This window comes from Candidatus Nitrospira nitrificans (genome assembly GCF_001458775.1).
GTDB lineage: Bacteria > Nitrospirota > Nitrospiria > Nitrospirales > Nitrospiraceae > Nitrospira_D > Nitrospira_D nitrificans.
The window spans coordinates 169,699-181,602 of the sequence record NZ_CZPZ01000031.1; the positions used below are offsets into that span (position 1 = coordinate 169,699).

At 55.7% G+C, this 11,904-nt stretch carries 12 protein-coding genes; 5 read left to right on the forward strand and 7 right to left on the reverse strand.

The window, feature by feature from the left end; translation table 11 throughout:
- Positions 1–298 precede the first annotated feature (298 nt).
- Both sthA and COMA2_RS14895 read right to left on the reverse strand, forming a co-directional pair.
- Positions 299–1,714, reverse strand: a complete 1,416-nt coding sequence (gene sthA, locus COMA2_RS14890) for a Si-specific NAD(P)(+) transhydrogenase (protein WP_090899916.1) — start codon at positions 1,712–1,714, stop codon at positions 299–301.
- A complete protein-coding gene (locus tag COMA2_RS14895; protein WP_090899921.1) occupies positions 1,711–2,574 on the reverse strand; it encodes an HDOD domain-containing protein in 864 nt (287 codons plus the stop codon). Before COMA2_RS14895 ends, sthA begins: the two co-directional genes overlap by 4 nt.
- A 150-nt stretch (positions 2,575–2,724) precedes the next feature.
- Between COMA2_RS14895 and COMA2_RS14900 the strand changes: the two genes are divergently transcribed.
- Positions 2,725–3,144 (forward strand): sll1863 family stress response protein, encoded by a 420-nt coding sequence (locus COMA2_RS14900; RefSeq protein ID WP_090899924.1) that lies wholly within the window; start codon positions 2,725–2,727, stop codon positions 3,142–3,144.
- A 35-nt stretch (positions 3,145–3,179) separates the two neighbouring features.
- Entirely contained in the window at positions 3,180–3,500 is a 321-nt protein-coding gene (locus COMA2_RS14905; protein ID WP_090899927.1) for a cupin domain-containing protein, read from the forward strand.
- A 93-nt stretch (positions 3,501–3,593) separates the two neighbouring features.
- Here the strand turns inward: COMA2_RS14905 and COMA2_RS14910 are convergent, their stop codons facing one another.
- The 5 genes from COMA2_RS14910 to COMA2_RS14930 form a co-directional block, all read right to left on the reverse strand.
- The gene (locus tag COMA2_RS14910) at positions 3,594–4,034 is read right to left on the reverse strand and encodes a c-type cytochrome (RefSeq protein ID WP_175304639.1); all 441 of its coding nucleotides are present in this window, start codon (positions 4,032–4,034) and stop codon (positions 3,594–3,596) included.
- Between the two features lie 298 nt (positions 4,035–4,332).
- Positions 4,333–6,198: a transketolase gene (locus COMA2_RS14915; protein ID WP_090899933.1), complete on the reverse strand. Its 1,866-nt coding sequence runs from the start codon at positions 6,196–6,198 to the stop codon at positions 4,333–4,335.
- Between the two features lie 176 nt (positions 6,199–6,374).
- Positions 6,375–7,004 carry a fibronectin type III domain-containing protein gene (locus tag COMA2_RS21395; protein ID WP_090899936.1) on the reverse strand — a complete coding sequence of 210 codons (630 nt, stop codon included), beginning with the start codon at positions 7,002–7,004 and terminating at the stop codon, positions 6,375–6,377.
- Positions 7,005–7,272: 268 nt separating this feature from the next.
- A complete protein-coding gene (locus tag COMA2_RS14925) occupies positions 7,273–8,121 on the reverse strand; it encodes a sulfite exporter TauE/SafE family protein (protein WP_090899939.1) in 849 nt (282 codons plus the stop codon).
- 6 nt (positions 8,122–8,127) lie between these two features.
- Positions 8,128–8,562 (reverse strand): RrF2 family transcriptional regulator, encoded by a 435-nt coding sequence (locus COMA2_RS14930; protein WP_090899941.1) that lies wholly within the window; start codon positions 8,560–8,562, stop codon positions 8,128–8,130.
- Positions 8,563–8,750: 188 nt separating this feature from the next.
- Here COMA2_RS14930 and radA point away from each other — a divergent pair, with 188 nt between their 5' ends.
- From radA to tsaB, 3 genes are all read left to right on the forward strand, one after another.
- A complete protein-coding gene (radA, locus tag COMA2_RS14935) occupies positions 8,751–10,112 on the forward strand; it encodes a DNA repair protein RadA (RefSeq protein ID WP_090899945.1) in 1,362 nt (453 codons plus the stop codon).
- A gap of 64 nt (positions 10,113–10,176) precedes the next feature.
- Complete coding sequence (locus COMA2_RS20295; protein WP_175304641.1) at positions 10,177–11,094, forward strand: hypothetical protein; 918 nt, start codon at positions 10,177–10,179, stop codon at positions 11,092–11,094.
- A 7-nt stretch (positions 11,095–11,101) separates the two neighbouring features.
- Positions 11,102–11,893, forward strand: coding sequence for a tRNA (adenosine(37)-N6)-threonylcarbamoyltransferase complex dimerization subunit type 1 TsaB (gene tsaB / locus COMA2_RS14940; protein ID WP_175304642.1), 792 nt, complete (start codon positions 11,102–11,104; stop codon positions 11,891–11,893).
- Positions 11,894–11,904: the final 11 nt, after the last annotated feature.

The following is an 11,904-nucleotide window of genomic DNA, read 5'->3' on the forward strand; positions in this document are numbered from 1 at the left end:
GCAACAACAGGAAAAACCAGCGGGTAGCTGCGGCCTTGCCTGCGGAAAGGCGCGTCTCGGCGCGCCGGGGTGGACGGGTGAAACATTGGCCTTTTGAACAGCCTGCCGGTTCTTGTGAGAGGGTGTGGAAATAGCTTGTCATCAATCCAGATTTTCCCAGGCAGTAGTTCGGTGGTTTCGATCCGGTGGTTTTGGGTGTGAGTTTGTGAACCTCGGTCCCGACGAATGGGCCAGGCTACATGATGTGGTCAAAGATTTGGAGATGCAGTAGCCTGATTGCCAAGGCCAGGATAAGCCGCTACGCGGCTTTGGCCGTTCGACGTTTTGCCACTTGGCCCAGGATATCGAGCGCGGCGATGCGATAAGCTTCGGCATAGGTCGGAAAGTTGAACACGTTATCGATAAAGGACTCGACTGTTGCGCCGCTCTGAAGGGCTAATTGCCCCAGGTGGACCAGTTCCGTGGCGGAATCCCCGACAACCTGTACCCCGAGTAAGCGCTCACCCGCCGGATCAGCCACCATCTTGAGGAGGCCGTGGCTTGCGCCGGATATCTGGGCGCGGGCGATTTCCTCAAACTTTGCCCGTCCGATCAGCGGATCCTTATACCGTTCTCGCGCGTTCTTCTCATCCAAGCCGATGCCGGCCATTTCCGGGATCGTATAGATGCCGAGTGGAATGGTTGAAGCGGCATCACCCACCGGGAGGTTGAGCGCATGCCGGACTGCTCGCCGTCCCTGCTCCATGGCCTTGGAAGCCAGTGCCGGACCGCTGACCATATCACCCACGGCGTAGATGTGCGCGATATTGGTCTGACAATACTGATTGACCGGGATCAGTCCTTTATCCGATATCGTGACGCCGGCTGCCGTGAGCTCCAGGTCTTCGATGTTGGCTTGTCGCCCAAGGGCGACCAACATCTTTTCACTCTTCACTACGGTTGCGTCGTGCAATGTCGTGACGACATGCGCCACCTGGTCCCACCGAACCTTTGTGATTTGACATCCGCCTCGATAATGGCTGCCGTTCTGTTCGAGACTTTGCACGAACTGATCAACGAGTTCCCGATCCATGAATTGGAGAGGATAGGGCGCGCGGTCGATCAGCGTGACCTCAACCCCGAGTAAGGCAAAGATGGACGCATACTCGCAACCGATGACCCCGCCACCGATCACCGTCAGCGATTGCGGCAGGTACATCATGGAGAGGAGGGAGTCGCTGTCGAGGATATGTTCATGGTCGACGGGAATCTCCTGCGGACTTCTGGGACGTGACCCCGTGGCCACGACGATGGTGCCGGCTGTCAGTCGTTGCTGTGCGCCATCGACGGTGTGCATCTCGATGGTGTGCTCATCCTGGAAATGCGCTCGGCCGTGCAGCAGGGAAATACCATTGCGTCGAAGTTGCTGGCTCATGAACGAATCGTGTGCCTGCACGACGTGTTCAAGACGGCTCAAGAGCGTGGCAATGTGCATATCCGGCTTCAGGCTGAATTGGAATGCTTCTCCTGCCCGCTTGAGTCGATCGAGATGCAGGGCGCTTTCTCGTAACGTTTTGCTGGGAATCGTTCCGCGATAGACGCAGCTGCCTCCGATCCCGCGTTCCCGCTCGATGAGGGCGACCCGTTTGCTGGCCTTGGCCCCTTGGACCGCTGCTTTCTGTCCGGCTGGACCTGCTCCGATTACAATAATGTCATATGTGCTGGGTGTGCTCATAGGTTCATCGCATTCACGACGGTCAGCACACGATCTTTCATGGTCATGAGCTGATCGATGTCTTTGGGATACAGGTTTAATTCAACGAAGACGGAATGCTCGCGCAGGGAGTCCTCCGGCATTTCGTCAGGTGTCAGAAGATGACTGGCAAACAGATCGGCCACGCAGGTGAGCAGACACTCCTGACGGAACTCGGTGGCATGGTCGTAGTCTCCGTAGTACTGAATGGCCACCGCGACTTGTTTGGGGAGGCCCCATTTGTCGGCGATCAGGGCACCCACTTCGGCGTGATAGCCGGCAATCCAGCCGGACAAGAGGGGTTTCTCGAGAGCGATGCGCTGTTGACTCGCGAGTGTCGTGACAGTCCGCAAGACGACGGGTTTTCCGATGGCGTGCAAGAGACCGCAGAGGTAGGCACTTTCGACGTTGACACGCCTCATGCGAGCCACTTCTTTGGCGAAGGCTCCGCTGGCGAGGGAATGGCGCCAGAGCCGTTTTACATCCTCTTCGTATCCTGGTACTTTGAATGCGCCCGATTTTAATGATGCCGTAAAGGCAATCTCGGACAGCAATGTGATGCCCAACATGGCCACGGCGTGCTGGAGCGACACAACCGGACTGCGGGGCATGTAGGCCGGCGAATTGGCAATCCGTAGGACGTGCGCGGCGAGTGCTTGATCCTGATGAATCAGCGCCGAGAGTTTGGCGGCATCAGCGGACGCATCCGAGGCCAATGCCATGACCTTGCTGGCTGCTTGCGGCAGTAACGGAAGTTCGACGTCACTGGCTTTGATTTTCTGAACCAAGCCCTGTTCGAGCTGGTCAAGTTGACTCGCGGCCGGCTGGGTTTCAGAAGGCATAGGGAGGGCTCCTCAATGAGAATTATCTTCCGATGACCGTCCTTTGTCGGTTTCTTGCCTCAGAAAGTTGAGTGGTGGTGACTTGGAAAGGGTCACGGACCTGCTGTTGTCTCTTTGGAGAGGGAGGGGATGATGTATCGACATCCATGCATGATAGCGGTTCTATGGGTGGGGATGGCGGGATTAAGCCTCCTACAGAATGTGGCCGCTGAGTCGAAGACCGGGACAGAGAAGATCGTCAAAGAGGCCCGGGAGACGATCGAGGCCACCAAGGAGTATACCGTTCAGCAAAAAGAGGCCATTGAGCGTAAGGCGCATGAGGAATTGGCCGCTCTGCAACGACAAATCGCTGAGTTGCGTGGGAAGGTGGCAAAAGCGTCTGAATCCACGCGCATGGAACTGCAGAAGTCACTGAATGAGCTGGAGAAGAAGAAAGATGGAGTCAAAGCAAGGCTAGAGGAATTGAAGAACGCCACAGATGCCAAATGGCACGACGTGCAGGAGGGGATGACGACGGCCTTGAACGAGCTGAAGCAGTCGTACCAGAAACTGTTGTCCCATCTTCCCTAAATAGCGATCATGCGTCCAGGAATGGAGTATCGAGGATGAAGGTCATTACACTGAAAGATCATCAGCAGTTTAGCAGCGACAAGATGAAGAAGAATAACCTGTTTCAGACGGAACGCTTCTTCTGCGATGTGTATTGCTTAGAGCCAGGCCAGGAGCAAAAAGGGCATGTCCATGGCCATCAGGATAAGGTGTACATCGTCTTAGAAGGGCAAGGGATGTTTCAGGTTGGTGCAGGGCGGCAAGTACTTGAGGCTGGGCAGGGAACTCTGGCGCCGGCTGGAGAGGAACATGGTGTAAAGAATCATACAAGCAAGAGGCTGAGCCTGCTGGTCTTCGTCTCGCCGAATCCATCCTGATGGGTCGTCAGGATGCTCGCGTGTCGTAAAATACGAAGGGGAGAAGCGGTGTCCCGCGTTCTCCCCTTGTTCTGTCGGATCAGAATCCGATGATTATGGCTTGTAGTCGGAATGGTCGGACGGCTTCCCGTCGTGCGAGTACATGTGCTGATAGGCAATGACCTGCCAAATCTGCTGTTCCGACAACAGCCCCTTCCAAGCCTTCATCTTCGTCTTCGGGACCCCTTCCGATACACGCCAGAACCAATAGCTGTCCGAGTACCGTGTCGTATTCTTCGGGTCTCGGAGATCGCGCGCCCCCTTCTTCACCGGCTTGCCGTCCTTACCGTGGCAACTGGCGCAGTTGATGTCGGTATTGAACTCGCCTCGATAAATCTTTCCACCTTCCTCAATGGCTTTGGGATCGGTCCATCCGCCCGCGGGCATATGTTTGCCCGCGTAGTCGGCCGGAACCGGGGGTAAGGGCGCGAGATCGTCGGCTGAGGCTGGGCCTCCTGAAAGAAGCAGGGCGCATCCCATGACCAACACTGACACACATACATTCCTTCTCGTCATTCGTACCTCCTATGAGTTGTAGTGGACGTTCTACCTACTTATTTACGTGAGTTGATCAAGAGATTACTAGCCTGCAATCGGCGTATCCAACTATATCATAATTTTTTTCGAAAACAGGCTGCAGGCCGACACGTCGGGTTTCTGCCGAGGTCAACAGATCGTGCCGGTATGGTGACCTGGTGAGTCCGTTGAGGATATACTCGGCGGTTTTGCCGTTCCAGGGGCCTGAAGAAAGGAGTCGGACTGAGTCCATTGTCGCTCGATAGTCAAGATGGAGTTACTTGATGATCCGCTTCGCTGCTTCGACAATGGACCTCACGCCGATCCCGTAGTGATCCACGAGCTCTTCCGGTTTCCCGCTGTGGGGGATTTCTCGAACGGCGAGCTTGTGGACGGCGAGGCCTTCGGTACTGACCGCGCTGAGAACAGCATCGCCAAGGCCTCCATGGGCATAGTGATCTTCCACCGTGAGAATTCTGCGCTGCGTCGCGCGTCCACTCTCCACCAAGGTGGTTCGATCAATGGGCGCGATGCTGTAGAGATCGATGATACGGACAGCGATCCCAGCCGTTTTGAGTTGGTCATAGGCTTTCAAGGCTTCAAACAGCGTGACACCTGCAGCCACGATAGTGAGGACATCCGATCCACTCTCTCGAAGGATTTTGCTGCCGCCGATGTGGAAGCGCTCCTCCGGCCCGTAGAGGACCGGAGTTTTTGGCCTTCCAGCCCGTATGTAGACCATGCCTTTATGCTTCGCGGCGGTCTCGACTAATTGATAGGTTGAGTTGCCATCGGAGGGGTAGAGCACCGTCACGTTTGGTTGGGCCGCCATCATCGCGATGTCTTCCAATCCCATTTGGGACGGCCCATCTTCGCCGATGCTGACACCGACATGGGTCCCGACGAGCTTAATGTTCGAACCACTGATCGCGGCCATACGGATGAAGTCATAGGCGCGACTTAAGAAACAGGCAAACGTCGCTGCGAAAGGGATTTTGCCACAGGCCGCCAGACCGGCGGCGGCACCCACCATGTTTTGTTCCGCGATGAAACTTTCAAAGAACCGATGGGGAAACTTCTTGCCGAATTTGTCGGTGTACGTCGAGTTTTTTACGTCGGCGTCGAGCGCGACGATCGCGGCGTTAGCGGACCCCAAGGCTTCCAATGCCACACCGAACGCTTCACGCGTTGCGACGGAATCACCGAGTTTATAAGGCGCGGCGGGCATCGGGCTGATGGTGGTGGGAGCGGTGCTGGGAACCGATGGTTTTGGAATCTGAATCACGGCACCGTTCGGGCTCAATTGCTTTGTGAGTTCATCGATCGCCTTCTGAGCCTCTTCGCCTTTCTTCAGCGGCTTGCCGTGCCAGTCAGCTCGGTCTTCAATGAACGAAATGCCCTTGCCTTTATACGTTCGAGCCAGCACCACGGTCGGCTGTCCTTTTGTCTGGGCAGCTTCATCGAAGGCCTTGAGGAGGGCTGAGAGATCATGACCGTCGACGACGATGGCATGCCAACCGAATCCGGCCCACCGGGAACGGTACGCATCCATGTCGTGCTGCAACATGGTGGGGTCACTTTGTCCGAGCCTGTTCACATCCACAATGGCGCACAAGTTATCCAACCGACATTGGCGGCCCATCTCGGCGGCTTCCCAGACCGATCCTTCGACCGATTCTCCATCCCCCATCAATACGTAGGTTCGGTAATCGACTCTGTCGACGAATTTCGCATTCAACGCGATGCCGATTCCAACGGGAAGCCCTTGCCCAAGGGAACCAGTGGCCATATCGACAAAGGGCAAGCGAGGAGTCGGGTGCCCTTCAAGATCGGACGATAAGGTGCGCAATTTTAAGAGGTCGCTCTGTGGAAAGAGACCCGCCTCCGCCCATGCCGCATAAAGCAGCGGAGCCGCATGTCCTTTTGAGAGGATAAAACGATCGCCGTTGGGCGCTTTTGGATTGTGGGGATCGTAGCGCATGACGGAGAAAAACAATGCGGCGACGATATCGGCGGCGGAGGCGCAGCTCGACGGATGGCCGCTGCCGGCCTCACTGGTGGCCCGAACACTGTTGATGCGAAGTTGAGTGGCCTTGTTGTGTAAGGCGCTGAGCAATTCAGGCGAAGCAGCTAAACCGGCCATGGACGATCCTTTCAGGATAGAGATCAAAACGCGCGTAGGTGTTGGTTGTACATTCTCGGCAGTGGTCGCTAGAGCGTGAGGCTAACAAATCAGCGAGTAGAGGTCAATGCGGAGATGGGCTCCCCCGGCGAGAACCAGGGGAGCTCAGAAATACTCATGACTCGGCCAGCGGTTTGTTAGCCTTGGGCTGGGGATGAGATCAGTAGGACCTCATTCGAACAGGGACTTTCTGCTTCGCCTTCTTCGCCTCCAAAGGCACTGATGGCAAAGAAATAGGGCGTATTAGGCTCGAGTCCAGTAATGATGGCTGGTGGAGCCTCGACTGATTGGCTTGTCTCATAGGAGCATGAACCTGGTTCCCCGGAAGATTCCTTCCCGTAGTAGACACGATAACCGGCTACAGTTGGATCAGGGTGTGGTGCCCAGGTCAATCGTGCGGTGGCCTCGGTTGAAATGGAGGGTTCTGATAGCATCGGATTGTCTTCTCCCTCAAGGCCTGTCATAAGATGTTCAGGATCTGCTTCCGCAAGCTCGCTCGGGAAGGGCTCTATTTCCTCTGTGGGTGTCGCAGAGGCTGTCGGGTCCTCCTGCTCGTTCGCGGTGGTCTCAGTCGTGTTAAGGGCTGCCTCTGTGTCCTCGTTCGGATGAGTGTCCGTCGGAGTGGAGAGGGAAGAAATACTTGGTCCACTCTGTCCGCCGTCACTACACCCGCCAAGGGGGAGGACGGTGGTCACAACTAAAAGAGGGACTAATGCGACCGTGAAACTCCTGAGAGCCAGCATGATCGAATGTATGGGTCTTAGCATATGAAGTAATCCTCACAAATGAATTGCCACGCGGTTAACTAACTCAAAGTCAACTAGCAAACCCACTAGGTAAGTGGTGGTCCGCTATTAAGCAACTGTTGTGCCTGCGAAGGACATCCGGTAAGCTACCATTAATCAACAATTTATATATTTTTATGAACAAGAGGAAATACGAGGTGTGAATGGTTCAACCTTCAAGTACCTACAACACGATAGCCAGATGGGTTTTTCCAGTACAGCCACTGTGACAAGAGGCGATGGGGAGATATCAGTAAGGGGCTTGTCGGGGGTCTGAGCGCTCTCGAAAAAATCTCAAGAGCAGATAGCCGTTTACGAGGATCACGATTGCTAAGATGCTGTAGGTTGTGATCGACGTGGCAAGATCGAGTTCGACCAGGACTCGACACAGACCGAAACCTACGATGAGCCCGTCGAATGCCATGCAAATGCGCCGGAATGTTTCAGGGTCCATCAAGCGAATGAGATACGTCCCAAGCGGAATGCCGATCATGACGCTGGGAACGATATAGGGAATAATTTCCATGCTGCCGGCGCTGTAGAACCCGATAAACCCGTACGCGATCGCTGTGAGTGAAGATTCCGCCAGGCGAATGATTCCCAATGCCGCGCGGAAGTCTTGTTTTGGATAGCCTTGATTGTTGAAGAGGAGCGCCAAGGGGGGGCCGGAAATCGTTGTGAGAGAGTAGAGAGTGCCGAGCCCTACGCCAAACGGTACGCCTATCGCTTTTTCCGCGCGAATTGGTTTCCGGATGCCCGCGGCCTGGAGAAGAATCAAGGGCAACAGAAAAAAATAGGTCACGAATTTAATCCAGGCCGGCTGCACCAAAAAGAGAAGATAGCTGCCGATGCCGACTCCGACCGCCAGACCGCCGAGAATAGGCGCGACACGCCAGAAGACGTTGGGGATGCTCTTCCGGTTAATGAAGAGCACATATGCGTTGATGACGAGTTCGATGAGTACGAGGGCTGGATTCAAAATGCGATTGGTGAAAAACAAGAGAGCGACGGGAACCGTGATGGAGGAGAAACCGTACCCTAGCGCGCCGTTCACTGTGGCGGCGACAAATGTAATGAGGACAAGAACGATGGTGTCCATGAGGGCTTAGTCTTTAGGATGGCCGGCGGCAAAATCGGCAAGTGAATAGTGATCGAGGACCCCGGCAATCGCATCGCGGACTTTGCCCATGACTTGCTGCACCGGACACCGCGGCTTGTTCGTGTAGGGACAGTCGTTGCATTTTTGGTAGGCCGTCTTGCTGACGCAGCCGATCGGCGCCAGCGGACCATCGAGTATGCGTATGACGTGACCGAGTGTGATCTCGTTCGGCTGTTTAATCAGGTCATATCCTCCGTTTACTCCACGTCGGCTGGAGACGAGCCCGGCTCGTTTGAGCGTGAGAAGAATCTGCTCCAAGAATTCAACGGGGATGTGCTGGCGATCGGCCATGTCGCGGCGCTGCAGAGTTGTCTTTCCATGGGCCAGCGCGAGTTCAAGCAATGCCCGAAGGCCGTATTCACTTTTCTTCGAGAGTTTCATAAATATAGAGTTAGTTTATCAACAATAATTACATAAGGTAAACCTTAAAGGCTTGTCAAGGTCAAAGTTTTGAGACGGGCGACTTCGGTCATCTCACATGTTGTTCGTGTATCTACTCCCAGCTTTTATTCCCTCCTTGCATACATTAAGATACAGCGTCGGTTACCTTCCTCCTCACGAGGCCTTTTTTGAAATCCAAGATTGTCTTTTCTTGCCAAACCTGTGGACATCAGGCGCCACGGTGGCTCGGCCGCTGTCCTGACTGCGGCGGCTGGAATACGATGAAAGAGGAGCGGCAAGCGGCGACTGGAAAGGGTCGTCCTGCCGCGATCAAGACAGCTCAGTCCAAGGCCACGCCCATCGGTGAAATCGAAGTCGTGGGAGAGGATCGTCGGTTCACCGGCATTGGTGAATTCGATCGAGTCCTGGGAGGCGGCGTAATTCCCGGTGCGGTCATCCTAATCGGAGGCGATCCTGGAATCGGGAAGACGACGCTGCTCTTACAGGCCTTGCCACGGTTGGCGACGAAGGAATCGCCGGTTCTCTACGTCTCCGGGGAAGAATCTCCCCGGCAGATCAAGATGCGTGGACAACGGTTGGGTATTGAACATCCCCATCTGTTGATTTTGGCCGAAACCTCCCTTGAACAAATCCTGAAAACGGTGCAGGAAATTGAGCCGGCCGCAGTGGTGGTCGATTCGATCCAAACGGTGTATACGGAACAAATTACCTCCGCCCCCGGCAGCATCAGTCAGGTTCAGGAAGTGGCGGGACAACTCATGTGGTTTGCCAAGCGGGCCGGCGTGCCGGTCTTCATCATCGGGCATGTCACGAAAGAGGGGGCGATTGCAGGGCCGCGGTTGCTGGAACATATCGTCGATACGGTGTTGTACTTTGAGGGAGATAAAGGGCACAGCTACCGGATTCTCCGCGCCGTGAAGAACCGTTTTGGGTCGACGAATGAAATCGGGGTGTTCGAAATGAAAGATGTGGGGCTCGAAGAGGTGAGTAACCCGTCCGAGTTGTTTCTGGCGGAACGTCCTCAACGAAGCACGGGATCGGTAGTGGTGTCGAGTCTCGAAGGGACGAGGCCGATACTGGTGGAACTGCAAGCGTTGGTGTCCTCAACGACCTATGCCATGCCCAAACGAATGGCGAACGGCGTGGAGGTCAATCGGGTGTCGCTGCTGCTGGCGGTTATGGAGAAACGGCTGGGGGTGCATCTTTCCGGACAGGATGTGTATGTGAACGTTGCGGGAGGGATGCATATCGACGAACCGGCGATCGACTTGGGGATCGTCGCCGCTGTCACATCGAGTCTCCGTGAGGTGCCTGTCGAGCCGGGGACATTGCTGTTGGGGGAGATCGGTTTGGGCGGAGAGGTACGTGCTGTCAGTCAGGCTGAATTGCGCATTCGCGAGGCCGCGAAGATGGGGTTTAAACGATGCGTGTTGCCTGAACGAAATTTGACGAAGCTCGATCCCATCGACGGTATGGAACTGATCGGTATTCAAGAAGTGCGAGAGGCGTTGGATGTGGTGTTGGCGTAGAAATAGAGAAGCGAGCGGCGGACAAGGCTCCGTGCTCGCGCAACGCGCACACAAAATGAATCGAATGCTGATCGCAATGGGCGGTGCTCGTTGCATGCGCGCAGGAGAGCCTTATCCGCCTCTGCTTCCCTGGAAAGGGGAGAGTAGTGGGAAAACAGGATTGCCGCACTTCCTCGGCTTGTGTGTCGCCATCTCCATGCTGGCTGGTTGTGCCTTTTTTTCGCCAACGCACGAACAGCCGCTCAAACGAGTCACAGCCGAAGAACTGACCGAACTGTTGCGCCATCGTGAAGCGGCCATCCAATCCATGAAGGGATTGTTCAGCGCGAAAGTGCGGGGTGGGCTTATTCCGATTGCCTCACGAATCGAGGGCACGGTCTATTACCGTCGTCCGAACGCGTTGCGGTTGAGAGGGTTTACCTCGCTCGGAAATGAGCTGTTCGACTTCATCCAAGCCGATGATCAGTACAAGCTCCGCTTGCCGTTCGAGGGAAAGATTTATAGCGGGTACCAGTCCGACATGAAAGAAGCGGGGAAGCTGGCTCGATTCTCTCAGTTGAGTGTATGGGCTGTCGGCGGTGTCTTGGGGACGAACTCCGTTGCCGGAGATGAAACGGCTACGGTCGTGGAAGAGAGAAATCGATATCGTCTCGATGTCTATGCGCCGGCAACCGGAGGAACTGGCCCATCGCGTTCGCCGATCCGCCGCCTATGGTTTGACCGCCGATTGTTCGTCGTGCAAGAAGAGTGGCTTGGGTCGAGTGGGGAGGTGGAGGCAACGATTCAGTATGACGACTTTAGACCGCTCGAGGAGGCGGGGAGCATTCCAACACAGGCCGTAGTTGATCCGGATGTTCGGCTATTCCGCCCGTTCAAGATTTCTCTCGAAGATGGTCGTGGGCAAGGCACAGTGCATATCATTTTCCACGAGATGCATCACAATCAAACCATACGGGTGGAAGACATGGGTCAGATCTCATGAATCGGCAATGAAAGTCCTCGCGGTGGAAACGGCTACGACGTGGCAGAGTGTCGCGATTCTGGAGGACGACCGTATCCTCGCCACGCATGAGCAAGAGGCTGGTGGTGTTCAAGGGTCTCTCCTCTTGCCGGCCATCGATCGACTATTCACTCAAGCCGGATTACAGCTGGGTGATCTCGATGGCCTTGCCTGTTCGATTGGGCCTGGTTCATTTACCGGCATTCGGGTAGGGATTGCAACATGCTTAGGACTTCGGGCGGCCACTGGTCTCCCGCTCGCGCTGGTGCCGACCCTGGAAGCCATGGCGAGGAGTCTTGAAGCGGCACTCGTTCCGGTCTGCCCGCTGTTGGTCAGTCGTCGTGGGGAAGTGTATTGGGCGATTTTCCGCCGGGCCGGGGATGGGCGATTAGATCGTATGGTCGATGAACAGGTTGGAACTCCGGAAGCCTTCGCGCGGAGTCTTACTGAACCCACGGTGATATTCGGTGACGGCTGGTCCTCGATGGAATCGGAGATTCGAGCGGCATTGCCTGCATCAGTCCCCGTGACGGTGGGACCACGGGATGTCTTCAAGCCATCGGCTCTTCATGTCGCGTGTATGGGGCTGGAACGTCTTCGCCGCGGTGAAATTGCCGGAAAACTGGTTCTGCCGCTGTATGTCCAGCGGACCGAGGCGGAAATCCAATACGAACGGTCAGGAGGGGTGTCACCCGTTGCGAGGCGCCGGCAGCGGGTGGAAACCAAGGTTGCCGAGCGATTGGCTCGGGGGCGCCGACGGTCGCGTCTGGGGGAGCCGTGAGGAAGAACATG